Source organism: Flavobacterium aeripolare, assembly GCF_013294025.1.
In the GTDB taxonomy this organism is placed as follows: domain Bacteria; phylum Bacteroidota; class Bacteroidia; order Flavobacteriales; family Flavobacteriaceae; genus Flavobacterium.
Window position 1 is genome coordinate 200,087 of the sequence record NZ_JABSNL010000005.1, and the last position, 26,390, is coordinate 226,476.

Sequence of the window (26,390 nt, forward strand, 5' to 3'; positions counted from 1 at the left end):
ATATTCGAGAAAGATTATTTAAAGATTATTTTTTAAGACCAAAACCCACTGGAACCTTCAAGTATCCTTTTTCATAGATGTTCATATAAAGTGTGATAGGTATTTTTAAACCTTCCCAATCGATTTCATATACATCTAATAACCCAGCACCCATTTCGCTTCTTTTAGAAGGAAAAGGACAACAGCTTTCAAGTTTTTTAAAAGTTATTTTTTGTCCCTTTGGTCCCGCTAATGCATTTAAAAAACGCTCTTGATTGATTGTCTCATTTCTAGTACTGTAGTAGAAAACGTTGATTGGGTAATCTTTATCATAACCGTATCTCTTATCTGTGCTAAATTCAGTAATAACAAACGTATTATCTGTAGAAAGTAAAGGGATAGGGGCATTGTCATCTACATTTTTTAAGGTAGACTTTGTACTCACACATGAAACAGTAAGAAGGGCCAAATATAAAAGTGTTATTATTTTTTTCATTTTTTTCATTTTTTATTTCACAGTATTCAATAGCACAACGCATTGTGCTCTAAGATGTATAGTGCAAATATAGTTAGAACTTTAATAGATGGGTTGTGACAAATAATCTTTATATAATTAAATACCGTGAAATCATTATTTAGTAGCTTTAAAACAATCTTATTACAATGATGGGTCAAATTTTAATGTTGGTGATCAATTTTTATAGAAAGCAACCTTATTTTTTTTAAATTTTTATTATCTTTAAAGGGCACTTAAGGTACTTGACAAGGTGTGCCTTATAATACAGATTTATGGAAGAAAAAAAGCTCTCTTATGAAGATCTAGAAAAGAAAGTAGCAGCCCTTGAAGAGGCTGTGGTTGCCTTGAAATTAGATCAAATAAATCGGGAGAGTATAAATCCTAATGTTGTGGCTATTCAAGAGGATATCCATTTTTGTGTTGTCGAAAGAATTACTGATGCCTTTATAGCTCTTGATGCAAATTGGTGCTATACGTACATGAACAACAAGGCTGCAGAATTTTTAGAGTGCAAGGCAAGTGATGCCTTAGGCAAATGTATTTGGGATTTATTCCCAAACGGAATTGCGTTAGAATTTTACGATGCGTACCACAAAGCGTTTGAAGAACAACAATACAGTTGTGTAGAACAATACTATCCCACTTATGGATTATGGTTCGAAAATCATATTTATCCTTCCTCTAATGGTATTTCTGTTTTTTTTAAAGATATAACCGAAAAGAAAATTGTCTCTCAAGCATTAGAGCGTAGTGAACAAAAATTTAGAGCATTAGTAGCATACAATCAAGAAGTAATTTCAGTATTTGGTCGCGATAAAGAAGTACTATTTAGGTCTGAAGCCGCCCTCAAAATTACAGGTTACAGTGCAGAGGAACGTGCAGTTATGCCATTGGATGATCTCATAGATCCTCCATTTTTAGATTATTGTCATGAAAAATTTCAAATGGCACTTGATAATCCAGATGAAGTGATAAATGTTTTATTTCAGATTAAACATAAGAACGGACATTTAATTTGGTTAGAAGGTACCTTGATCAATAAATTAAATGATCTCGCGATAGAGGGTGTAATTATGAATATTCGAGATGTTACGGCACGAATGGAAGCCAAGGGAGTACTTGTTAAAGAGCAGATTAAGTTTCAGAATATTGCAGCTACATCTCCCGGAATGATTTATTCGATGCGACAAAACACGGATGGAACTATTTGTTTTCCATATGCGAGTCATGCTATGAAAGATTTGTGCGGGTATACATTTGAAGAAGTAGAAAAGGATCCCAACTTAATATTTTCAAGTGTTCATTTAGAGGACATTGAGCTGCTCTTGCATAAAATCATTACGACAAAAACAACATTTGTTCCACTAAAGCATGAATATCGTTACAGACATCCTCAAAAAGGATTGATTTGGCATGAAGTTAATTCATTACCTGTACGCGAGCCCGCGGGTACCGTAATTTGTCATGGTGTGATTACGGATATTACAGAAAAAGTCATTACTAACCATAAGGTTTTAAAAGCAAATAGATTATATCAGTTTATTAGTCAAATCAATCAAATGATTGTACGGACTAAAGACAAAGAAACTTTGTTTAAAGAAGCGTGCAACATAGCGGTGAATTTGGGTAAATTTAAAATGGTATGGATTGGACTACTAGACGATAATAATACGATTGTTCCCCAGGTAATTGATGGGGAATACCACGAATATCTCAGCACTATAGCTGCAATTACTACTGATCCTAGTACTGCAGAAGGTAATGGACCTATTGGTACCGCAATACAAACTAGTAATTATTGTGTTTCTAATGATATTGCAACTGATATTAAAATGCTTCCATGGAAGGATGTTGCTATAGCAAATGGATATCATTCTGTTATGGCAGTTCCAATTAAGGTATTTGATGAGGTGATTGGTGTTTTTACCTTTTATGCTGACGAAAAAGATTTTTTTGATACTGCCGAAATTTCCTTGCTTCGAGAAGCTACAGGTGACGTGGCTTTTGCCTTAGAAAATTTTGAAAAAGAAAGGCTGAGAAATGAAACTGAAAAAGAACTGGTTGAAAGTGAAGGAAGATATCACACCTTAGCAGAGGTCTCTCCTGTTGGAATATTCCGTTCTGACTATTATGGTAATATAACGTTTGTCAATTCGAATACAGTAAAGATTCTTGGATTGAGTCATGCCGAGATTATAGAGCAAGGATGGTTCCAGGCTGTACACGAGGCAGACCAAGGGAATTTGCGGGTATTGTGGGATGAGCTAATTCGTACTGGGGACGAACAAACTATTGAGTTCAGATTTGTTCAGCCAACTTTAAAGGTAATTTGGGTTTTAGGGACTGCCGTAGCTGAAAGAGATACAAATGGAAGAGTGGTAGGCTACATTGGTACTATGACCGATATCACCATTCATAAAATTAGTGAACAAGAGCTAAGAGTTTCAAATGAGCGATTTGAAAAAATTGCTAAAACCACAAATGATATTGTCTTTGAACTCAATCTGGTTGACGGTACTAGTTGGCATAACAAAAGTTACAATGATATTTTAGGTTTTTATGATGATGATGCTACTCCAGAGGAAAATCAAAGATTGTGGCGTGCGCGTTTGCATCCCGAAGATAAAGAGAGAATAATTGAGTCGTTTGAGCGAGTTCTTGCTGAGAAAAAGAATTATTGGGCATCCGAATTTAGATTTCTAAAAAATGACAAAAGCTATGGCTATTTTTATGAAAGAGATATAATCATTCGAGATGAAAATTTAGTTCCAATAAAAATTATGGGATCTATGCTAGAAATTAGCGAAATCAAAAAAGCTGAGGAAGAATTTAAAAAAGTGAATACGAGGTTAAAAGGGGTTTTTGACGCCTTACCTGACTTATTATTTGAAATTAGTGGTGATGGCATAATTGTAAGCTACCATTCTCATAGTAATGATTTACTGACCACACCATCGGAATACTTCATTGGAAAAGAGTATAAAGAAATACTGCCTGCACATGCATCTGAAGTGGCAGAAGCTGCAATGCTTGAAGCATACAATAAAGGCATTTCAACGGGTAAGCAATACTGGTTAGAGTTATCCACAGGAATTCATTGGTTTGAATTATCGGTTTCAAAGCTAGATGGCAAAAATTTTAAGGACACTTTGTTTATCTGTTTATCGAGGGACATAACGTCTACTAAAAAAATCGAACAATCATTACTAAGAAGTAAAAAAAGGTACCGTGGATTATTAAGCAATCTTGAAGCTGCAATAATTGTATACCGCCCTGATAAAACAATTTTAGCCAGTAATAATAAAATACTCGAACTCCTTAATACTACGATAGACAATAAAGAGGATTTAAAGGAATTGATCGAAAGCTTAACTTATGTTGACGAAAACAAAAAGAAATTTTTAACTAACGATCACGTAGTTAATAAAATCCTACGCACTAATGAGCCGATTAAAAATTTAACGGTTGGTATCAAGATAGGGAAAAGTAAAAAAACTATTTGGGTACAAATGAATGGTTTCCCGTTATGGGGTGAGGACGGCATTATTGATGAAATTGTATTGAGTGTTATAGACATTACAGAGCAAAAAGTAATGCAAAATGAAATTAAGAAAGCTAAGGATCAAGCTGAATTTGCCAATAAAGCAAAAACACAATTCTTAGCTAATATGAGTCATGAAATTCGTACGCCGTTGAATGGCATTATTGGATTCTCTTCTTTATTGAAAGAAAAAAATTCGAAAAAAATTAGAAAAGAATATATTAATACTGTCAATGAATCGGCAAATAGTTTGATGCGAATTGTAAATGATGTTCTTGATTTTTCTAAAATTGAATCGGGCAATGTTGAGCTCGATATCCAAAAAGTAAACCTACACGACCTTTTCAACAAGACAATTGATTTATTTAAGCAACAAGCTGCACAAAAGAAAATTGTACTTACCTGCGTCTATGACAAAGATGTTCCAGAATGGGTGATGGGCGATGAGGTAAAACTGAAACAAATAGTAGTTAATTTAATTGGGAATGCGCTTAAATTCACAGAACATGGTGTAGTTTTATTCACCATTAAAAATATTCCAATAAAAAAGGAAGATCAGGTAAAAGTTTTGTTTTCGGTAAAGGATACCGGAATTGGGATCAAGTCGCACAGTAATAGTAAAATTTTTAAATCCTTTGTTCAAGAAGATAATTCGACTAGTAGAAAATTTGGTGGGACCGGTCTTGGTTTGACTATTTCAAATCAATTGCTGGATTTAATGGGCAGTCAATTAGAACTTAATTCAAAAGTAGGGATTGGCAGTGAATTTTCATTTGTACTAGTATTTAACAGCGTTTTAAATGATAGCATTACAGCTGTAGAGAAAACCATTGTTAACGATCCTATAGCTTTGAAAATTTTAAATGTTAAATCTATTTTGCTGGTTGAAGATAACAAAATCAACATGTTACTGGCTCGCACGTTATTAAAGAAAATAATGCCTAATTGTGAAATTCATCAAGCTTTAAATGGTGCGCTAGCAGTAGACAAATGTAAGTTAGAGAAAATCGATGTTATTTTCATGGATATACAAATGCCCGTGAAGAATGGTTATGAAGCAACCACAGAAATTAGGCAGCTCGAAGGCTATAAAAAGGTGCCTATAATTGCATTAACAGCAGGAATATTAGTAGGAGAAAAAGAAAAATGTTTTGAAGCTGGTATGGATGATTACCTTTCTAAACCAATCATTTTTGCCGATTTAGAACGAGCAGTTTCTAGATGGTGTACTGTTTAATCTGTTCTATTAGCATTCTAATTGTTACAGTAGCTATTTGAAATGGTATCTTTTAAATGTTTTTGCACTATGACTGTTTTAGTAAAGAGTGTGCCTGCTATACTTTTATCTTTATGCTACTATATTATAAAACCGTTAGTTCTTTTTTTAATCAATTTGAAAGAAGGGGAATTAGGTGTCTGTGTCTTTACATTATGTGCTTTGACTGCTAAATAAAAATGTGATTTAATGTTTAAATTTTGTTCGAAAATTTTAAATGTAACATTTCTCACATTCAGAAAAATATATCTGTCTTATCTTTGCAGAAATAAAATAATTATCATGGATATACTTTTCTACACTTGGCCTTGGTATGTGTCAGGTTTTATAATTGGACTCATTATGCTTTCCTTAATCTATTTTGGAAAATCTTTTGGGATGTCATCAAATTTAAGATCGATGTGTACCATAATGGGAGCTGGAAAGCGCACGGCTTTCTTTGACTTCGATTGGAAAGCACAGCGATGGAATTTAGTTGTGGTTGTAGGAGCAATGCTAGGAGGGTTTGTAGCTGTAAATTTTATGAGCGACCCTTCAAATGTGACAATTAATCCTAAAACTATCGAGCAGTTAGCAGCTTACGGTATCGATGCGCCAAATGGTAATTTAGCACCTCAAGTCCTCTTTGGTAACGAAGTTTTTACTTCGATAAAAGGTATCGCAATTTTGTTAATAGGTGGTTTGCTTATCGGTTTTGGAACACGCTATGCAGGAGGATGCACTTCTGGACACGCTATTTCAGGTTTAAGTAATTTGCAAATCCCATCCTTAAAAGCAGTGATCGGTTTCTTCATAGGCGGACTCATTATGGCTTATTTAATTTTTCCTTTAATATTCTAAAAATGAAAGTACTTAAATTTTTACTGGTCGGTTTCGTATTCGGAATCGTATTGACAAAGTCGGAGGCTGTTTCTTGGTACCGCATTTACGAGATGTTTCAATTTCAATCTTTTCATATGTATGGTATAATTACTACGGCAATAATAACTGGAGTAATAGGGATTCAAATTATCAAGCGAAATAACTTAAAAGACATCAACGGTCAAGCTATTGTTATAGCAGATAAGGAAAATAGCAATGCAAGATATTGGATAGGAGGAATTTTATTCGGACTTGGTTGGGCTCTCGTTGGTGCCTGTCCTGGCCCTATTTATATTCTTATTGGTGCTGGGTTTTGGAGTATCTTTATTGTGCTATTTGGAGCACTACTAGGAACTTATCTATATGGAGTTTTTAAAGATAAATTGCCACACTAACATAATTATGTGCTAGTATAAATTAAGAAAGCATCTCAATTTGAGATGCTTTCTTAATTTAGTCTTTTCGATAAAAGTTAAATACAATATCTAACGGCTGTTTTTAAATGATTTCAGCACTTATACCAGCTTCTAATAATCGTGTACACTGTGGTTTCAATTTATCTAAAGGGCCTGTTTTTACAGTGCATTTACCGTTATAATGTACGATTAGAGAACATTGTTCTGCTTGTTCAGCTGTATGCTCACACACGCGAATTAAAGTTTCTATAACATGATCAAACGTGTTGACGTCATCGTTATACACTATTATTTCATTGTTAAGTGTAGGAGCTTCTTTTCTACTTACTTTTTCTCTTACTTTTTCTTTAGTACTCATCTTTGTACGCTTTGATTTCGTAATTTATTAATTCTACTAATTTACGTATTTTAATGAAACCCAGTTGTTTCTTTGAAATTTTTTAACATATGTTAGTCCTTTTTCTGTACACGATCCATCTATAAATGGAATGTCCTCCTCATAGAATCCGCTTAATAATAATGTCCCTTTAGGGTTTAAACAGTCCACATAAGCCTGCATATCATTCAACAAAATATTTCTATTGATGTTAGCGATAATAAGGTCGTATTTTTTATCTTTTAGTAATGCTGCTTCACCTTCATAGACCGTGATGTGTTTGCAAGCATTGCGTTCTGCATTTTCAATTGAATTTAAGTAACACCAGTTATCGATATCAATTGCGTCAATTGGTTGTGCTCCTTTCATTTCAGCTAGAATTGCAAGAATTGCAGTTCCACAACCCATGTCTAAAGTTTTCATTCCTTTAACGTCAATTTCAAGTAAGTGCTGAATCATCATGTGCGTAGTTTCATGGTGACCTGTACCAAAACTCATTTTAGGCTCGATAACAATATCAAATTCTGCATCAGTTTTTGGGTGAAAAGGGGCGCGAACATGGCAGTTTCCATCCACATCAATTGGTTCGAAGTTTTTTTCCCATTCTTCATTCCAGTTTACTTGATCGATTTCTTCAAAGGTATATTCGATAGTAAACTCTTCTGATTTTAAAATTTGAATATCTTCTACTATTTTATCGTCCCATAAATCTTTTTGCACAAATGCTGAAACACCAGTTTCAGTTTCGGTGAAGCTTTCAAAGGCCATTTCTCCTAATTCAGCAATTAAGATCTCTGAAGCCACTTGAATCGCTTGCTCTCTATCGTCAGTTGCTTTTGGTTCAATAGTAAAATGGTATCCTATGTATATATTTGACATGTCTAATTTTTTTTGCAAAGGTAACATTTCTCTATTACGTAATATTATAAAAATAAAAAAAGCGATAAAATCAATTATCGCTTTTATAAAAAGTATGCTGTTTTATTTATATAGCATTTACAATTGCTATAAAATCGTCTGCTTTTAAAGCTGCACCACCTATTAAACCTCCATCTACATCTGGTTTAGAGAAGATTTCGTTTGCATTTTCTGGTTTCACACTTCCACCGTATAATATACTAACTTCGTCAGCTATTGCTGCACCAAAGTTTTTACGAATGTTTTCTCTAATAAATTCATGCATTTCCTGTGCTTGCTCTGGTGAAGCTGTTTCTCCTGTTCCTATCGCCCATACAGGCTCATAAGCTAGTACAACACTTTTCCAAGCTGCTTTATCTATATGGTATAAACCATCTTTTAATTGGTTTTCAACAACATTAAAGTGCTGTTTTTCTTGTCTGTCTTTTAATTCTTCTCCAAAACAAAAGATAACAGTCATGTCATGCTTTAATGCAGTATCTACTTTACTTGCAATTAATGCATCTGTTTCATTGAAGATAGCTCTACGCTCAGAGTGTCCTAAAATTACTGTGTTTACCCCAATGCTTTTTAACATGTCTGCAGATATCTCTCCAGTAAAAGCACCACTTTCTGCTTGGTGCATGTTTTGCGCAGCAACATCAATATTGATAAACTCTAAATGATCAACAGCTGAAGCCAAATTTACAAATGTAGGAGCTACTATAATTTGTGTTTCAGAATCTGTTGGTAATTTATCGATAAGGTCATTTAAAAGATCTTCAGTTTGTTCTGAATTTTTATGCATTTTCCAGTTTCCGGCTACAATTTTCTTTCTCATTTTAGTTTTATTATATGGTGGGTATTCGTTTTTAGTTCTTATCTACTTATTTCAAGCTATTCAATGTTGCATCAATTTTATCAAAATCTGTTTCGATTGCTCTATACAATGCAATTTTACCTGTTTTATCAATTACAATATATCTCGGAATCCAGTCTAAATCTATTGCATTTGCAAATACACCTTTCATCTGATCATTTGCCATATAGTGGTCTCCTTTTAAATCATGTTTTGCGATTCCTTCTTTCCATTTATCAGCGGTTTTATCCATAGATATAAATACATAATCTACCTCAGGATGATTGGCTTGCAGCTCTTTTAATTTTGGCATTGCTTTTACACAATCACCACACCATGAAGCCCATACTTCGATAACGACCGTTTTTCCTTCATGCTTTTTTAATACATCTTGAAAAGCTACTTGCTCGTCTTGTGTATTTGCGATGGTTTCATTTAAAGCTTCCTTAGAAAATGAAGTCTGCTGTGCTTTTGAATCATTGCAGGATATGGCTACAAGAGCAACGAATAAAGCTATAATTTTTTTCATAATTTATATTTTTAACAAAGTTAAGGAAACAATTTGATTGATAATCAAACTTTGATTTTTTTTGATTTTAGTGAAATAAATGGAAGTATTTGCTCTATTCTATGTGAAAAAAGCAAAATGAAAACGTAATAGTAATGTGAAAAAATAATGTGACTAACTTAAATTGATTGCTTACAGTAGTTAGAAATGAATTATAAAATAGAAAATCCGCTTATGACAAGCGGATTTTTGGGTCTAAATAGGCATAAATAATGTCTACTAATATATTGATAACAACAAATGTTGTCGAGATTACTAATACTGATCCCATAATAACGGGAAGATCAAGATTATTAAGCGCTTCTACTATTTCTTTACCTAAGCCGTTCCAACCAAAAATGTATTCAACAAAGACGGCACCTGCTAGCATGGAGGCAAACCAACCCGATATAGCAGTTACAACTGGGTTGAGTGAATTTTTTAACGCATGCGTGCGAATGATTTGAAATTCAGATAATCCTTTAGCTCGTGCTGTTCTTATATAATCTTGACCAAAAGTCTCTAATAAGGAATTACGCATCAATTGAATCACAACTGCTAGAGGACGAATGCCTAGGACCACTGCAGGAAGAATGATGTTTTTCCATTGTATGTAACTTCCTTCTCCTAAATCGTCTACTTCATATAAGCTTCCTGTCATATTGAGATGAGTGTATTTTTGAAGTACAAATCCAAACAGCCACGCAAATAGTATTGCGCTAAAAAAAGAGGGGATACTCATACCTAGAGTACTTATTAATGCAATCACGCGATCAATCCAAGTATCTTTATGTAAGGCCGAAACAACGCCTAAAATGATACCAAAAACAATAGCGATTACAATAGCAAACAATGCTAGTATTGCGGTGCTAGGTAAGGTGTTGCCTATGATTTGCGATACTTTCTTTCCGCTTTTTTGAAAACTTTCTCTTAAATAGGGCGTCTTTATAACGATTTGCGTGTTAGCAATAGCAAACAATGATTGTGCATTGTATTTCCCTTCGCTCAAATAAGTATAGTCAGTACTGTCAGTGCTGTGAAAAGAGATAGGGGATAAGTCATTTAAATAATATAGATACTGCGTGGCAATGGGTTTATCAAAGCCATATTTTTTTTTTATTAATGCTAATTGATCCGAATTTTCATTTTGATCAAGCATCATTCTAGCAGGGTCTCCTGGTAAAACATTAAATAAAAAAAAGATAACAGTGATTACCCCATATAAAGTGAGCAATGCATATCCTAACTTATTGAGAAAGTATCTTAACATTTAATGTTGGTTCTAATGGTAAATTTAAGTATTAAAAACACAATGCTTACAGTTTTAAATCTTCGATGTCATTGTAGTGTACCTTTTGTACAATAGTACCTTTCTCTAATTTAACAATACTTGGATTTGCTCTTTCGATTGTTTTTAAAGCGATGGCATCACAGGTATAGTATTCAAAATCTAAATTGTATTGCTTTTTTACAGCGTCAATTATTTCTTTATTAGAGTTGGTCATTCCTACAACTTTGTACCCTTTGGCTACAGCCGCATCATTTAATTTTTTAAGCTTTGACATCCCTGCTTTATCAGCAATAGTTAAATCATAACTCACTAGCATAAGTAATTTAGGTTCTTGTAAAAACTCCTCTTTGTAATCAGAGTCGTCTTTCATCATTGTGAAATCATGAATAGGAGGAACATAACCTTCTGATAGTACATTGTCTTTTCTTTCAACAAATTCTGCTCCTTCGGGAATAGCCATTAGGTCAGCTTCTTTGAACTCAGTATTGACTCCATTAACCTTATAAATAAAGACCATCTCTACTACAGATTGAGGTGCGCCCTCAGGGATTTCCATTCCTTTTTGAATATTTTGTCCTACAGCATAAGGTCTAAAATCAATAAGAGGCAAATGATTTAATACCCATACAGCCATAAATATGCAAAGGACGATACTTGCATAAGCAATAATATTTTGTATGCTTTTAACAAATAAAGGTTTTACTAATTTCTGGTTTACAAATAAGATTAGTATAAAGAACAAGAGTACTTCATCTTTTGTAAATGACTGCCATGGTGTAAGTTTTAATGCGTCTCCAAAGCAACCACAATCTTTAACCACGTCAAAATAAGCAGAATAAAATGTTAAAAATGTGAAAAATACAATCATCAATAACAGGCTCCAAATTGTAAATTTTGATTTGTATCCAATAAGAAGCATCACTCCCAATACAACTTCTATGACTACTAAAAATAATGCAAGTCCTAGTGAAAGCGGAACCAGAAAAGGCATATTGAAAACGGGTTCGCTAAAATACTCCGCTAGTTTGTATGAAAAACCTATAGGGTCGTTCAATTTTATTAATCCTGAGATTATAAACAGTAGACCAACAAATATTCGAGAAAATTGGGTGATGATATTTTTCATGTTTATTATGTATTTATGCGTGTGCGTTCATTAAAATTAGTGCAAATATGGAGTAGTTAATCATGTCTTGGTAGTTGGCATCAATACCTTCAGAGACGATTGTTTTTCCTTTATTATCTTCAATTTGCTTCACTCTTAAAAGTTTTTGCAAGATTAAATCTGTTAGTGAACTCACTCTCATCTCACGCCAAGCTTCACCATAATCGTGATTTTTAGCCTCCATCAGTTCTTTAGTTAATGTTACTTTAGCATCGTACAAAGCTGTTGCTTTAGCTAGGTTTAGATCAGGTTGGTCAACAACTCCTAACTCTAATTGAATCAAAGCCATAATTGAATAATTAATAATACCAATGAATTCTCCTTTTTCATCCTCGTCAATTTTACGTACTTCATTTTCCTGTAAGCTACGAATGCGTTGCGCTTTAATAAAAATCTGATCTGTCAATGATGGTAGTCTTAAAATACGCCATGCGCTTCCATAATCTGTCATTTTATTACTAAAAAGTGAACGACAAATTGCGATCACAGCATCATATTCTTGAGAAGTATTCTTCATTATTGGTGTATATTTGTATAAAATTTGCTCAAAAATAGCGATTAATTTTAAAAAATAGCGAAGTTTGAACTTGAAAGTTCAGTATACCAACGGCTTCGATACTAACAACAAAGTATTCTAAAGCAACGCAAATAAAAACAAAATAGTAATGACAATAAATTGCAAGGGAGAACTAATAGATTTATCTACACCCAAAGTGATGGGAATCATGAATATAACGCCAGATTCTTTTTTTGATGGTGGTGCTTATAATGAGGAAAGCAAATTATTAAATCAAGTAGACAAAATGCTTACTGATGGAGCTACATTTATTGATATAGGTGGCTACTCTAGCAAACCTAATGCGGCAGCGGTTACTGAAGAGGAAGAATTAAATAGGATTGTTCCTGCTGTGAAATTAATTCTAAAAAGATTTCCTGACGTTTTATTGTCGATAGATACCTTTAGAAGTACTGTAGCTGCGGCTTGTTTAGATCATGGTGCGGCAATGGTAAATGATATCTCGGCAGGAAAGCTAGATGATCGCATGCTTGAAGTCGTAGCAAAGTACAATGTGCCCTACATCATGATGCACATGCGTGGAACCCCTCAATCAATGCAGGAAAATGTAGCATATAACGATGTTGTAAAGGAAAGTATCGCTTACTTTGCTGAACGTATAGCAGCTGCAAGAAGCTTGCGAATAAATGATTTGATAATTGATCCCGGTTTTGGTTTTGCAAAAACACTGGAACATAATTATGAAATTTTACAAAAATTAAAAGTGTATGAGCTTTTAAAATTACCACTGTTAGTAGGAGTCTCCAGGAAATCGATGATACAAAAAGGAATTCAAGTAACCGCTAATGATGCTTTAAATGGAACTACGGTTTTAAATACTATCGCATTAATGAACGGTGCCTCAATACTGCGTGTACACGATGTAAAGGAAGCAGTAGAAGCAGTGAAATTATTTAACCTTTTAAATTATGAATATGAAATATAGTGTTTTGTTACTTTGTTTTTTTATGTTGGCATGTACTAGTAAAGAGGATGTTTTACTACCTAAATCGGATCATACTGTAGTGGGTGATGTCACTGATCATTCCCCTATTTATATGTTTTTTAAAACTAAAGACAAAGATACTCTGGTAGATGTCAATAGAAAAAACAGCATCATCTCGACAAATTGGATTTTAAACATAGACAAGCGCTTGCCTTTAAAACTAGTGATTCCAGAAGTGATTAAATTGCAAATGAAAAAGAGAGAAGAAAAAGCACATAAAAATGCGCTGGCTGAAAATTATTATTCTTATGCAGATAGCGTGGGTAAAAACATGGCTTTTCTACCTTTTACTCATGTATATTATGAGATAGGTACACCCATGAAAGCTGATTTAATCTTGTATTTTAAAAAGGGATCTAAACTAGTGCTATGCAATAACACAACATTTGATAGAGCGAAGATTCTAACCTATTTAAGTGGGTTGAATCTCGAAGTGACCCCAAGAATTATTTTGGCTTTTGATAAAAATATGACTTTTGATCAATACATTCAAACAAAAGTCGTTATCAGGGAGGTGGATTCTTTTACTAATGAAACGCCACGCGAGTTCTTGTTCTAAGTGAAAATAACAAGCTATTTATTGATGGTGATACGGTTCGTTTTTCAAAATCGTAAAGCCACGGTACACTTGTTCGATAAAAAATAAACGTACCATTTGGTGAGAAAATGTCATAAGCGAAAGTGAAATTTTTCCTTTTGCTTTGGCATACACTGTTTCAGAAAATCCATAAGGACCACCAATTACAAAAACTAATGTTTTTACGCCCGAGTTCATCCTTTTTTGCAATTCCTCAGAAAAACCAACACTAGAGTAGTTTTTACCATTTTCGTCCAATAATATTAGCTGGTCTGTAGGCGTGATTTTAGCTAGAATCAATTCACCTTCTTTCTCTTTTTGCTGACTTTCAGATAAGTTTTTGACATTTTTAATATCAGGAATAACCTCTAATTCAAATTTTACATAAAAAGACAAACGCTTTGTATAATCGTCGATTAATGTTTGTAACGCTTTATTATCTGTCTTGCCAATGGCGATCAATTTAATATTCATGGGTTCTTATTTAACCGGAAATTGAGCTTCAAACTTCTTGAATCTTACATCAAGATCTTTGATTAAATCTTGTTTTACTTTGCTGCTTTTTATAAAACTAAAATTGATGCTGTTGTACACATATCTTTTTATTTCGTCATAAGAAACATCCTTGTATCTTTTTGCTAATAACACATATTGCTCTGTCATATTAGTACGTAAGATTCCTGCATCATCTGTACTAATAACGACAGGAACATTAAATTCACGGTACAATGAGATTGGGTGACGGTTCTCTTTAACCTTTAAAATAAACTCGTTGCTTGCTAAATTAATTTCGATAGGAATTTGCTGCTTTGCCATGTATTGTAACAATGAATAGGCATTTTTTTCATACGCCATATCTACACCGTGACCTATTCGATTTGCACCAGCAACATAAATAGCATCGTTAATGTGCCATGTTAAATCTTCTGGTTGTACTAATCCTAGTGTAAGTTCTCCAGCGTGCAAAGTATATTTCACCTCAGGAAAAACACTGTGGCAATAGTTAAACATAACCATATGTAACCAATAATCTTTCATTGACGTCTCGCCATCTTCTGGAGAGACAATATTTACACCAGCCATTAAATCGCTTGAGTCAGCAGAGATAAAAGCGACAACTAAGTTTTTGAATAAATCAACCGGTTCCATGAAACGCAAAACAAAATTCTGGTAACGCATAGTGAAATTAGCATCATCAATCTTTAAATCATTGTGCATTTTTGCAACAAAATTGATATTGAAGTTTTGTGCATCTTTCTTAGCGTCTCTTTTTTGAAAATTTTTGTAAAGTGATTCTAATAGTTTTTTTACCGCCTTTTCGTCTTTATTTTCGGCTGCTTGTCTTAACTGCGAATTAAAATCAACCAAGTCAGCTGTATTAATTTCTGATGGAATCGTAGACAATTGTGTCTCTATATAACTCACGTTTTCTGAGATGGCTCTGTTTTTAAGTTCGATTAATCCCTCTCCAAAATGACCTGGAATTGCTGGACTAAATTTACTAAATGACTCAAAGAATAATTTGTCAGAAGGATAGCTTACGCCATTGTAATCTTTAGCAGACCATTTCTCCATGATTTTCTGTTTGTACGCATACAATTCACCTCTTTTTATTATTGTCGAAAATTGTTCCCAATCTCCGGTATTTGGTTTGTCCTTAAGCACTTCCATTGTGCTAGTGTTTAAATAGAAATCCTCTGCTATTGCATCTTCCAGCATCGGTTCAGCATAAATCGATCCGCTAAAGTGATGGTGCAAGTCGCCTCCTTTAGGCATTTGAGAGAAAAAAGCGGTTAACTCTGCTTCATTATTTCTAATTTTCTCTAAGTAATTGTTGGCATTTTGAGCCTGGCTTAAATTTATTATAGCCGAAAGTATCAGGGTAATATATATTTTCATAAGTTGGATTTAGTATGGGTAATAAGAATGTTTTTTTCAGTAAGCTTTCAAGTGATTTGAAGTTTAATCATTTGTATGATGGCTTACATTTTACTCTAAAACTGAGCAAAGATAGTGGATTATAGCCTTAAAAAAAAATACGGAAGTTCAGTGGCGATTATAGATCCTATAAAAAGACCTGTATAATTAAGGTTATACAGGCGTTATATATTACTTGATGAAGCAGTGTTACTCCTTTTCTTTTTGAATATTTATATTAAAAGGAGGTGCTTTGTAGTCCTTGTTTAAATAATTTGCAGGAATTGTTGAACTGCTACCATCTCGAGCTGCTCTGTAATGTGGAGACATAATTTCTATACCTTTTTCGTTGCATACATCTTGTATATTTTGATGCAAATTAGAGTAAATTATGGCTTGTTTATTAGCTTCTTTAATGTAGGCATTTATTTGGTAAGCCACATAAAAATCCTCTAAACTCGTTTGTAATACAAATGGTTCTGGTTCTTTAAGCACAAAGGTAGTGCGTGACGCAGCTTCGATCAAAGCCTCATGCATTAACTTCCATGGCACATCGTACCCTATGGTGACAGTTGTGTGAATTATCAAACCTTTTTCTGGTGCGTCGCTACTATAATTTATCGTGTGACTTCCCATTACCGTTGAGTTAGGTATTGAAATAATTTCGTTTTTAATGGTTCGAATGCGGGTTACTAGTAATGATTTTTCGATTACATCACCAATAACTTCACCTATTTTAACGCGATCTCCTATTTTGAACAATCGCATATACGTTAATATTAGTCCAGCTACAATATTCGAAAGGGATCCAGCCGAACCAAATGTAAATAAAAAACCTAAAAACACTGATACTCCTTGAAAAACTGGAGAATCGCTACCGGGTAAATAGGGAAAGATTACTACTAACATGAATGCAAAAATGATGACCCTAACTATTTGATAGGTAGGATTTGCCCAGTCAGCGTAAAAACCTGGAATCTCCAAATTCCCTTTTTGAATCTCGCCTTTCAAAAATTTAATCGCCTTTAAAACATATCTAAAAACAACAACAATAACTAATATTGTAATTAAGTTAGGAAGGTAATTCCAAAAACCAATAATGATCTTCTTCAACGGATTAAGGATGTATCCAAATAAGGTTCCAGCAAAGTCTTTTGTCCAAGGGAAAATACCAAAAAGTATGGGTAATGCAATGTATACCAATAAAAGTATTAACAACCATTTGATCACCGTGTTGACATTTAATAAGGCATTTACTTGTTGCTTAGCATCAAATAATGTGAAATTCCGAATTTTTATTCCCCTGATTTTTTTATCTTGTTCTTGCTGTATTTTGAAAGCGGTCCAATTAAAAAGTTTGCGTAAATAGCGAATCAAGATTCCCATTACTATAAGAACTAGCAAGGCTAATCCTACCTCTTTTAATAAGGTGCTGACATCAGTTTCTTGTTTGTACTTAACAACAGCGTTGGTAATGATTTTTTTATAGTTTGCTGCTAAGGCCGTTTTTGTGGAATTATTCCATAAAATATCATTTTCAGAAATACTGATGATGATACTTTCTTTGTAAACCAAGTCAATTGTAGTTTCGGCAGCAACAGTTTTCAAGGAGTCAGCGTTAAATCCAAACTGTTCACCTAGACTCTTAATCCTAGCAGAGATAGCATCAGCTCTATCTTTAGCTGAGAAACTACCTAGTTTGCTATATATAGTAAATAAAGTGTCTTTAAAAAATCCTGATACGGGATACCCTTTTGCGGTAAGCCGCAATAAATTAATTTGTGCTTTTTTTTGAGCAATTCTAATGCTGTCTTTTGAGTACAGGACTTCTAGTTGTTTCTGAAGTTCTTCTTTTTTTAAATTATCGGTCGTTTTTAAAGTCAGAATTTGGGCTTCTAATGTTGCTTTTTTTACTGAATCGCTTAATCGTTGTGATTCTATTACAGCAATTTTTTTATTATAATTAGCAATGATACTCGTATTGATAGAGTCATTTTTTACGTTTGTGCTATCGCTTTGCGCGAATGACTGAGCCGCAATGCTGAGCAAGACGATTAAGATAATTGTTTGCGTATAAAAAGCTAGTGCGTTACAATATTTGTTTAAAAACATAAGAAGTAATAATGGTTGAGCAACAATAAATTTAAAGTAAGCAATTTTCTTTTAAGAGTGCGATATCTGCCTCTAGCTTCATATCTATTTTTGCTCTGTCAAATGCTTGTGACGAATGAAAATAACTTGCTAAGGAAATGTTTTTATGGTCACTTTTAGATAATATATGAAATGCTTTTTGAAGGCGAAGCATCACCTCAATATTTGCTGCTCCATCTCGTGCAATAGGCCTAAAAGCATCTTCAAATAAATCAGTAACTACTATCTCTGGTACAGCAATGCGATCATATAACACATCATCACTTTTTGCAGCTGCATTTATCGTATTCCACATCGAGAAAAGCTTGATATGACTATTGATAATTTGAATTGCTGTACCAGGATCATTAACTGCAGGAGACAAGGCTCTGCTTGCAATTTCGCTTAAAGTTATAATCCCAAAACGTGGATCACTTTCAAAGTAGCGGGTGTTTCCTATAGTAAAAGCATCAAGTATTGCTTTAGTTTCAATTGTAACATCGCTGGTGGCGCAATTGTAGGATAACAGTGGTTGCTGTGCTGCAATAAATTTCCCAGGAATAACGTGTAAGCTAAAAATGGCATTTGCTTCCTTTGCGATTTTTTGCAACGCACTCATATTTATTTGCTGTATGTATCCCGTATCATTGCTGTTTATTACGTCATTATCGCTATTGTGTGCGCTAATAGCGATACCGTGTAGAGTAGGTGAAAGTAATCGGTTTTTTATAGCTATTATCGTGGCGCTTTCAATAAGTTTTATGGTATGTCCCATACGGCCCAACTTAGAAATACGCTCTACCCATCTAAGGAAAGTTAAAATCACAAGCGTGAAAAAGAGTAAGGTAAAAACGAATAAAGTAAATAAACCTGCACGCCCATAATAGCCATTTTTTAGTGCGACTAAAGCGACAATACTAAAAATAAACGAACCAATAAATACTGATAAGGCATTTTTTGAGACATCGTCATTGATAATCAATTTGAAAGACCTAGGTGTGGCAGTATTACTTGCTGCTGCAAAAGCTGAAAGCATAGAACCAACAGTAAATATGGCGATTACAAGCATGCTTGCTGAGATAATATTGAGCAACTCAGAGAGCGACTCTATCTTGATGTCAGGAACAAGTTCATGTAATCGAGTGCGATCTGCAAGTTGAGCAGTCAAGGCAGCTCCTATGGATACAATGCAAAAAAGGAGGGGTCTAAACCACAGCTTTTCTTTTATGCGGTGCACGACAAAGCGTAAATGTTCTTCCATAAATAAGGGTTTGTTACTAATTTAAGTTTTATTTCTCAATTTAGCTATTCTTGCTATCGTATTCTCTATATACTACGGTCTTTTTTTGGATTTGTTTTCGATAAATATATTAGAGAGGAGTATCGTTTTTGCCTGCTTGAATTTTCTCGTTAGCCAGTTTTTTATCTTCGCTGTCAGCCGTCATTTTATCAGACTCGTCTTTTGTGGCAATAATCAAACTAATGCTAATAGGGAAGTGATCTGAATCGATTGGTTTTTCGACACTCATCTTTACTAGTCTAAAATGGCTACTCAAAAAGTAGTGGTCAAGAGGCCATCTCAATAATACTTGTTTAGCATTGAAGGTACTGTACATACCTCTACCGCGTCTTGGATCTAATAATTCACTAGTTTTTAAAAAAAGTTTTGTAGTGTAACTCCAGGCTACATCGTTCATGTCTCCCATTACAAGACAAGGCTTTTTATACTCCTTGGCCATTTTTCCTACCATTAAAATCTCAGCGTCGCGGTCTGTGCTATATTTGTTTTCTTTAGGAACAGGAGGAGTAGGGTGAAGACCGTATATTCGCACGGTTTGCTCATCATAAGTAACATCGGCGATTATCGACGGAATCTCGTCATCAATTAAAAAGTTGATTTCTTGATTTGTGATTGGCAACTTACTATAAAATAGTAGTCCGTAAGTATTGTCTTGCGGAACCTCAATATAATGAGGATAACTTTCTCGTAGTTCAATTACGGCATCGCGCCACTTATGGTCAGTTTCTAATAAAAAAACAATGTCAGGCTGTGCTTCTTTTACTAATTTTAATAGTTTTGAAAAGCTATCATTGTACTGATATACATTTGATACTAAAATGTTCAAAGGAGTTTTGTTACTGCTTTCGGCGCGATCAACCATCGTTTTACCCAACACAGTAAATGGAATAATTACATAGGCAAGATGAACTAATGTAACGCTTAAAAAAAGTATGATCGCCCAATCAATAAGCAATTTACTATCATTAAAAAACACAAACCAAGCAGCAAGAACAATGGAAATGAGCACAAATTTTTGCACTCTAGGGTAATCAAATACTCGGAATAGCCAAAAGTCTTTTTTAACCAATGGTAACAGCACTACTAATGAAAGTAGGAACGAGAATAGATATAAAATTATTTTTAAAGTGATCATGAAGTAAAATTGAATAATGGTACTAATCGTAATTATTGTGTGTTTAATTTCCTCTTTAAAAAGTCAATAGCAAAGCGCTTACTAGTTTCAAAAGCTAAAAAGGATTAAAAGTAGATAATACTATTTGAAATTGTGCTTTTTGAAAACAGAAATTGCAGTGCATAAGCTGTGTTTTTAGTAATAATATTTGGTTCAGGACCTATTTAAATATCTTATTAAACGCCTTGTGTGCTACAATTTACTAGTAGATAGTGATTTAGATATAAATTTGGTAAGGTACGTTAAGTAATTTTCAAGAGCATTGAGAGAGAAGTTTTTCAATCCGTAAAAAAACGAGTACATTAGCACTAAATATAAATTTTGTAAAATGATTAGTGAAGCACAATTTCAAAATGAGTTGCAATTATTAATTTCTAATGCGATACGTGAAGATGTAGGAGATGGGGATCACAGTTCTCTAGCTTGTATTCCCGCAGATGCAGTAGGATCAGCAAAACTTTTAGTAAAAGATCAAGGTATTATTGCCGGAGTAGACTTTGCTAAAATGATATTTAATTATGTAGATCCAAATTTAAAGATAGAGGTTTTTATCGAAGATGGTGCTGCGGTCAAGTATGGTGATGTCGTTTTTCATGTTCATGGCAGTTCACAGTCAATATTAAAAGCAGAACGCATGGTTTTAAACTCGATGCAACGCATGTCTGCAATAGCGAAAAAAACTAGCAGCTACGTAAAATTATTAGAAGGTACAGATACTAAAATTCTTGATACACGTAAAACCACTCCAGGTTTTAGGGTTGCCGAAAAATGGGCAGTAAAAATAGGTGGTGGCGAGAATCATCGCTTCGCTTTGTATGATATGATTATGTTGAAAGACAATCATATTGATTTTGCAGGAGGTGTGGGTTTAGCTATAGCCAAAACAAAATCATACCTAAAAGAAAACAATAAGGATTTAAAAATCATTGTCGAAGCAAGAGATTTGAACGAAGTTAACGAAATCTTATCTGAAGGTGGTGTGTACCGCATCTTACTAGATAATTTTGATTACGAAATGACAAGAGAAGCAGTGAAAATTATTGGTACACAAAGTTTGACAGAGTCTTCAGGAAATATTAACGAGGAAACAATTAGACAATATGCAGACTGTGGTGTAAATTACATTTCGTCAGGCGCTTTAACGCATTCTGTATACAATATGGACTTGAGTTTAAAAGCGATATAGTAAGTTTGGCAAGGTTTTAGTTATCATTAAATAAGATGTTGTCAGTATATAACGAAATGCAGGTAATTATAATGTAAGAACTTTAAAATGGGTAATATTGTTTTAATTGATACATTTTAAAAAAGCGTGATTGATGTCAGCAGAAATAGAAGAAAAAATCAGTAAGATCCCTATTTTAAGTAGGATGGCAGATCCTTTAAAAAAGGTAAAGCTTCCATGGTTAGAAGGACTTACTTTATACGATTTATTAGAGCATTACGGTATAGGTATTGCTGAAGGAGCACTTTCTAACAGAGCCGGTTCTATTGCATTTAGCTTTTTTATGGCGCTGTTCCCTTTTGCACTTTTTATATTAAATCTCATCCCATACATACCTATTGAAGGTTTTCAGGCTGATTTTTTAAAATTTGTTGAAGATGGTGTTCCTCCAAATACATTTTATGCTATCTCAAATATTGTTAATGATATTTTGCACAATAGTCACTCTGGATTGCTGTCGTCAGGTTTTTTATTATCGATATTTTTAATGGCCAATGGTTTGAATGCAATTTTAGGTGGGTTTCAAAATTCTAAACATGTATTAGTAAAAAGAGGCTTTTTTCAGCAGTATTTGATAGCCATAGGGATGTCATTAGTATTATCTGTCTTATTGATTGTTACTGTAGCCACCATTGTTGTTTTTGAGGTATTTATCCAAAAGTTAACAGCTAGAGAATTTTTAAACGAACAAATTCCATTAGTAGTAATGGGTCGTTATGTGTTCTTGATTTTAATGATATTAATCACAACATCAATCTTATTTAAGTTTGGTACTAAACATGATAAAACACGTTCTTTTATATCAATAGGATCTGTATTTACGACAGTTTTTACGATTATTATTTCGTATTTTTTCGGAATTTGGGTAATCCGATTTTCACAGTATAATGAACTCTATGGTTCTATTGGGACGCTATTGATTGTTATGTTCTATATCTGGATTAATTGTATGATTCTACTACTAGGTTTCGAACTGAATGCGACGATAACCAAGTTGAAACGTAAAAATATTAATCCACCAACATAACCAATATTACTATTTTTATAGTATGTTTGGAATTGCATTTAAAACCGAATAATACTGGTTTATGCGTATTCAAACCAATTTTATATAATTAACCTAAAAACAAAAAAATTATGAAAAAGACCTTTTTTACATTTGCTTTATTATTGATCACTACAGTTTTTTACTCTCAAAGTATCACTGGAAAATGGAAGACAATTGACGATGAGACAGGTAAAGCTAAATCTATTATCGAAATCTATGAGAAGTCTGGAAAAATTTATGGTAAGGTAGTAGAAATTTTAGATGCTTCCCGCACTAAAGAGTTATGTCAAGACTGTCCCGGTGAAGACGCTAGAAAGCCTATTATGGGTTTAAACGTAATCAAAGGATTAAAAAAAGATGGTGATGAGTATAGCGGTGGTCAAATATTAGATCCTAAAAACGGAAAGTTATACAAATGTCTAATCGTACTTGAATCACAAGATAAATTAAAAGTGCGTGGATATATTGGTTTCTCATTATTAGGAAGAACACAGTACTGGTATAGAGTAAAATAATTGAGGCGTAGTCTTAATTAGAGTTTACTTTTAAAATTTTAAATAATAACAATGCTTTTTTTTGTAGAAGTAATTTTACCGCTTTCACTTGCCAAGACGTTTACGTACAGTATTTCTGAGGCAGAATATCATTTTATCAAAGAAGGGATGCGCGTGTCGGTCCCTTTTGGTAAAAATAAGATGTACACTGCTTTAGTTCTTGAAACGCATCAAAACGAACCTACATTATATGAGGCAAAGGAGATTAATCAAATTCTTGATGAGACTCCTATAGTTACAGCAGTGCAAATTAGACATTGGCAGTGGATCGCAAGTTATTACATGTGCGCCATTGGTGATGTATATAGAGCAGCCTTACCAAGTGGGCTGTTGCTTGAAAGTGAAACAATTATTTCCTTAAAACAAAGTGCGGTAATTAACTCGCAAGAACTATCTGATGAGGAGTACCTGATTTATGAAGCTTTGCAATTGCAATCGACATTGAAAATTCAGGATATTGTTGGTATTTTGAATAAAAAGAATGTTTTCCCCATTATTCAAAAATTAATAGATAAAGGGGCAATCAGTCTTCAAGAGGAAGTGCTAGATGGCTACAAGCCTAAACTAGTGCGTTATATTCGTTTGCATGAACAATATACTACAGATGGAGGCCTAAGTACCTTGTTAGAAGTGCTTAAAAATGCTGCTAAGCAAAAAGAATTAGTGCTTAACTATTTTCAATTAAACGCCTCAGAGAAGAAACCAATCACAGTTAAAAAATTAGTTGATGCTGCAAACTCTACATCTGTAGCGGTTAAAGCTTTGATCGATAAAGGTATTTTTGAAGATTATTTAATTCAGGAAGATCGCATCGATTTTAGCGAAAATCAATCCAATAGAGAAATTTTACTTAGTCCAACTCAGGAAATTGCATTAGAGCAAATAAAAGAGCGCTTTAAAGAAAAAGAGGTGTGTTTGCTTCATGGTGTTACTGCTAGCGGTAAGACAGAAGTGTATATTAAACTTATTGAGAAGTATCTCGAGACAGGAAAAAAAGTATTGTACCTCTTGCCTGAGATAGCATTAACAACACAATTAGTTAGTAGGTTAAGTGCTTATTTTGGTAATAAGGTAGCTGTTTTTCATTCGAAATATAATAATAATGAGCGTATTGAGGTCTGGAGACAAGTATTGCAAAATTCTGATAAAGCGCAAATTGTAATAGGAGCGAGGTCGGCTTTGTTTTTACCGTTTAAAGAGCTTGGTTTAATTATTGTAGATGAAGAGCACGAGCAAACGTATAAACAAATGGATCCTGCACCACGTTATCATGCTCGTGATACCGCAATAGTGCTAGCTAATTTTCATAAGGCGAAAGTTTTGTTAGGATCTGCTACTCCTAGTATAGAAACCTACTATAATGCTACAAATGATAAATTTGGATTAGTAGAATTATCCAGCCGATACGGTAAAGTAACCATGCCTGAAATTGAGTTGGTAGATTTAAAAGACAAGTATTTTAGAAAAAGAATGACCGGTCATTTTAGTGATACCTTAATTCAAAATATTACCGAAGTTAAAGCATTAGGTGAACAAGTAATTTTGTTTCAAAATAGAAGAGGTTATTCTCCGCTGTTAGAGTGTTTAACTTGTGGCCACATTCCACAGTGTCAGCAATGCGATGTTAGCTTAACATACCATAAACATAAAAACCAACTTCGTTGCCATTATTGTGGTTACTCAATAGCTAAGCCTACACATTGTCATGCTTGTTCCAGTGTGGATTTAACTACTAAAGGTTTTGGTACAGAGCAAATTCAGCAAGAGTTAGAGCTTCTTTTTCCTGATAGTAAAATAGGAAGGATGGATCAAGATACGACCAGAGGAAAATTTGGTTTCGAAAAAATTATTGATAGTTTTAAAAATAGAGAAATAGATATTCTTGTTGGAACTCAAATGCTTGCTAAGGGATTGGACTTTGATAATGTTACCTTAGTGGGGATTATGAATGCAGATAACATGTTGTATCATCCAGACTTTAGAGCATTTGAAAGAAGTTTTCAGATGATGACACAAGTCGCTGGTCGTTCTGGTCGTGCATTGAAACAAGGAAAAGTATTGATTCAAACATACAACCCTGATCACAATACCATACAACAAGTTACAAACAACAACTATATAGGAATGTATAAGGAGCAATTGTACGATCGCCAGATTTACAAATACCCCCCTTATTTTAGAATAATAAAGCTTACGCTAAAACAACGCGACTACGATAAATTGAAAGAAGGAGCAATGTGGCTGTATCAAGTTATGGCACAAAATTTAGCTATTCCGGTTTTAGGACCAGAGGAACCTTCTATTAATAGAATTCGCAATGAATACATTCGAACAATAATAATAAAAGTGCCTACAAATAACTCAGTTGCGGGAATAAAAAAAACTATTCAGAAAATGTTGAATAGTTTTGATGCTGTAGCACAATATAGAGCTATAAAAGTTAGTGTGAATGTAGATTTTTATTAAATCCTAAGAAACTGAAAGTGCTTTAACTAAGTCTTCTTTCTTGTTTCTACTCAATGGAATTTTAGTAAGTCCAATTTCGGCAAATTTACTATTGAAACGTTCCACCTTGTCTATATTGATAATATATGATTTGTGTACACGTACAAATTTCTTGTTAGATAATTCACTTTCAAATGATTTCATAGTAGAAAGAACAAGGTTGCTATCATCTTCTGTTACTACACGAACATAATCACCAAAAGCTTCAATCCATTTTATCTTAGAAGTAAATATCTTTAATTTTTTCAAATTACTTTTTATGAATATATGGTCACCCTCTTCCTCTTTAGTGTCCAGTTTAAGCAAGTGCATATCCATGGCTCTTTTTACAGAAGAGTTGAAACGGTCTAACGCGATGGGTTTTTGTAAATAATCAGTCGCATCATAATCAAACGCTTTCATAGCATATTCAGCTTTTGAAGTGATAAAAATAATCTGCGGCTTGATTTTTAATCCATCTAAGAAGTCGAAACCACTAATTACGGGCATTTCAATATCAAGAAAGATTAGGTCAACATCATTAACAGACATGCACCCTTTTGCCTCTATTGCATTAGAGAAATCACCCACCAGGTTTAACCCTGTGTGATTATTTACTAACTTTGCAATGATCATCCTTTGTATGGAACTATCATCAACAACGACACAATTTAGCTTCATAATATTGAAATTT

The 26,390-nt window shown here is 33.7% G+C and carries 23 protein-coding genes; 9 read left to right on the forward strand and 14 right to left on the reverse strand.

Annotation, left to right across the window (positions count from 1 at the left end):
• Positions 1-25 precede the first annotated feature (25 nt).
• The gene (locus HNQ00_RS08025; RefSeq protein WP_173837812.1) at positions 26-475 is read right to left on the reverse strand and encodes a 2-dehydro-3-deoxyphosphooctonate aldolase; all 450 of its coding nucleotides are present in this window, start codon (positions 473-475) and stop codon (positions 26-28) included.
• Between the two features lie 293 nt (positions 476-768).
• On the opposite strand from HNQ00_RS08025, the gene HNQ00_RS08030 reads away from it, so the two are divergent.
• From HNQ00_RS08030 to HNQ00_RS08040, 3 genes are all read left to right on the forward strand, one after another.
• Positions 769-5,274: a PAS domain S-box protein gene (locus tag HNQ00_RS08030; RefSeq protein WP_173837813.1), complete on the forward strand. Its 4,506-nt coding sequence runs from the start codon at positions 769-771 to the stop codon at positions 5,272-5,274.
• A 321-nt stretch (positions 5,275-5,595) separates the two neighbouring features.
• A complete protein-coding gene (locus HNQ00_RS08035; protein ID WP_173837814.1) occupies positions 5,596-6,153 on the forward strand; it encodes a YeeE/YedE family protein in 558 nt (185 codons plus the stop codon).
• A 2-nt stretch (positions 6,154-6,155) separates the two neighbouring features.
• Positions 6,156-6,569 (forward strand): DUF6691 family protein, encoded by a 414-nt coding sequence (locus HNQ00_RS08040; protein WP_173837815.1) that lies wholly within the window; start codon positions 6,156-6,158, stop codon positions 6,567-6,569.
• A gap of 103 nt (positions 6,570-6,672) precedes the next feature.
• On the opposite strand, the gene HNQ00_RS08045 is transcribed toward HNQ00_RS08040, so the two are convergent.
• From HNQ00_RS08045 to HNQ00_RS08075, 7 genes are all read right to left on the reverse strand, one after another.
• The gene (locus tag HNQ00_RS08045) at positions 6,673-6,948 is read right to left on the reverse strand and encodes an ATP-dependent Clp protease adaptor ClpS (RefSeq protein ID WP_173837816.1); all 276 of its coding nucleotides are present in this window, start codon (positions 6,946-6,948) and stop codon (positions 6,673-6,675) included.
• Between the two features lie 36 nt (positions 6,949-6,984).
• Complete coding sequence (gene prmA / locus HNQ00_RS08050; RefSeq protein WP_173837817.1) at positions 6,985-7,845, reverse strand: 50S ribosomal protein L11 methyltransferase; 861 nt, start codon at positions 7,843-7,845, stop codon at positions 6,985-6,987.
• A gap of 106 nt (positions 7,846-7,951) precedes the next feature.
• Complete coding sequence (tpiA, locus tag HNQ00_RS08055; protein WP_173837818.1) at positions 7,952-8,704, reverse strand: triose-phosphate isomerase; 753 nt, start codon at positions 8,702-8,704, stop codon at positions 7,952-7,954.
• Between the two features lie 46 nt (positions 8,705-8,750).
• A complete protein-coding gene (locus HNQ00_RS08060) occupies positions 8,751-9,251 on the reverse strand; it encodes a TlpA family protein disulfide reductase (protein ID WP_173837819.1) in 501 nt (166 codons plus the stop codon).
• 211 nt (positions 9,252-9,462) lie between these two features.
• The gene (locus HNQ00_RS08065; RefSeq protein ID WP_173837820.1) at positions 9,463-10,539 is read right to left on the reverse strand and encodes an ABC transporter permease; all 1,077 of its coding nucleotides are present in this window, start codon (positions 10,537-10,539) and stop codon (positions 9,463-9,465) included.
• A gap of 46 nt (positions 10,540-10,585) precedes the next feature.
• Positions 10,586-11,686 (reverse strand): BT_3928 family protein, encoded by a 1,101-nt coding sequence (locus tag HNQ00_RS08070; protein WP_173837821.1) that lies wholly within the window; start codon positions 11,684-11,686, stop codon positions 10,586-10,588.
• A 13-nt stretch (positions 11,687-11,699) separates the two neighbouring features.
• Entirely contained in the window at positions 11,700-12,242 is a 543-nt protein-coding gene (locus HNQ00_RS08075) for a DUF1599 domain-containing protein (RefSeq protein ID WP_173837822.1), read from the reverse strand.
• 148 nt (positions 12,243-12,390) lie between these two features.
• Between HNQ00_RS08075 and folP the strand changes: the two genes are divergently transcribed.
• Together folP and HNQ00_RS08085 are read left to right on the forward strand one after the other, a co-directional pair.
• The gene (gene folP, locus HNQ00_RS08080; RefSeq protein WP_173837823.1) at positions 12,391-13,227 is read left to right on the forward strand and encodes a dihydropteroate synthase; all 837 of its coding nucleotides are present in this window, start codon (positions 12,391-12,393) and stop codon (positions 13,225-13,227) included.
• A complete protein-coding gene (locus HNQ00_RS08085; protein ID WP_173837824.1) occupies positions 13,217-13,846 on the forward strand; it encodes a hypothetical protein in 630 nt (209 codons plus the stop codon). Before folP ends, HNQ00_RS08085 begins: the two co-directional genes overlap by 11 nt.
• Before the next feature lie 18 nt (positions 13,847-13,864).
• On the opposite strand, the gene rlmH is transcribed toward HNQ00_RS08085, so the two are convergent.
• The 5 genes from rlmH to HNQ00_RS08110 all read right to left on the reverse strand — a co-directional run bounded on the left by rlmH (position 13,865) and on the right by HNQ00_RS08110 (position 20,346).
• Complete coding sequence (rlmH, locus tag HNQ00_RS08090; RefSeq protein ID WP_173837825.1) at positions 13,865-14,338, reverse strand: 23S rRNA (pseudouridine(1915)-N(3))-methyltransferase RlmH; 474 nt, start codon at positions 14,336-14,338, stop codon at positions 13,865-13,867.
• A gap of 6 nt (positions 14,339-14,344) precedes the next feature.
• Positions 14,345-15,763 carry an amidohydrolase family protein gene (locus HNQ00_RS08095; protein ID WP_173837826.1) on the reverse strand — a complete coding sequence of 473 codons (1,419 nt, stop codon included), beginning with the start codon at positions 15,761-15,763 and terminating at the stop codon, positions 14,345-14,347.
• Between the two features lie 228 nt (positions 15,764-15,991).
• Positions 15,992-17,893, reverse strand: coding sequence for a mechanosensitive ion channel family protein (locus tag HNQ00_RS08100; RefSeq protein WP_173837827.1), 1,902 nt, complete (start codon positions 17,891-17,893; stop codon positions 15,992-15,994).
• A 31-nt stretch (positions 17,894-17,924) separates the two neighbouring features.
• On the reverse strand, positions 17,925-19,172 hold the full coding sequence (locus tag HNQ00_RS08105) for a DUF2254 domain-containing protein (protein ID WP_173837828.1): 1,248 nt from the start codon (positions 19,170-19,172) through the stop codon (positions 17,925-17,927).
• A 109-nt stretch (positions 19,173-19,281) separates the two neighbouring features.
• Positions 19,282-20,346, reverse strand: a complete 1,065-nt coding sequence (locus HNQ00_RS08110) for an endonuclease/exonuclease/phosphatase family protein (protein ID WP_173837829.1) — start codon at positions 20,344-20,346, stop codon at positions 19,282-19,284.
• Positions 20,347-20,713: 367 nt separating this feature from the next.
• Between HNQ00_RS08110 and nadC the strand changes: the two genes are divergently transcribed.
• From nadC to priA, 4 genes are all read left to right on the forward strand, one after another.
• Positions 20,714-21,571, forward strand: a complete 858-nt coding sequence (gene nadC / locus HNQ00_RS08115) for a carboxylating nicotinate-nucleotide diphosphorylase (RefSeq protein WP_173837830.1) — start codon at positions 20,714-20,716, stop codon at positions 21,569-21,571.
• Positions 21,572-21,704: 133 nt separating this feature from the next.
• Positions 21,705-22,637, forward strand: a complete 933-nt coding sequence (locus HNQ00_RS08120; protein ID WP_173837831.1) for a YihY/virulence factor BrkB family protein — start codon at positions 21,705-21,707, stop codon at positions 22,635-22,637.
• 110 nt (positions 22,638-22,747) lie between these two features.
• Positions 22,748-23,173, forward strand: coding sequence for a DUF2147 domain-containing protein (locus HNQ00_RS08125; RefSeq protein WP_173837832.1), 426 nt, complete (start codon positions 22,748-22,750; stop codon positions 23,171-23,173).
• A 51-nt stretch (positions 23,174-23,224) separates the two neighbouring features.
• Positions 23,225-25,678, forward strand: coding sequence for a replication restart helicase PriA (gene priA / locus HNQ00_RS08130; RefSeq protein ID WP_173837833.1), 2,454 nt, complete (start codon positions 23,225-23,227; stop codon positions 25,676-25,678).
• A gap of 3 nt (positions 25,679-25,681) precedes the next feature.
• On the opposite strand, the gene HNQ00_RS08135 is transcribed toward priA, so the two are convergent.
• Positions 25,682-26,377 carry a LytR/AlgR family response regulator transcription factor gene (locus tag HNQ00_RS08135; RefSeq protein WP_173837834.1) on the reverse strand — a complete coding sequence of 232 codons (696 nt, stop codon included), beginning with the start codon at positions 26,375-26,377 and terminating at the stop codon, positions 25,682-25,684.
• Positions 26,378-26,390: the final 13 nt, after the last annotated feature.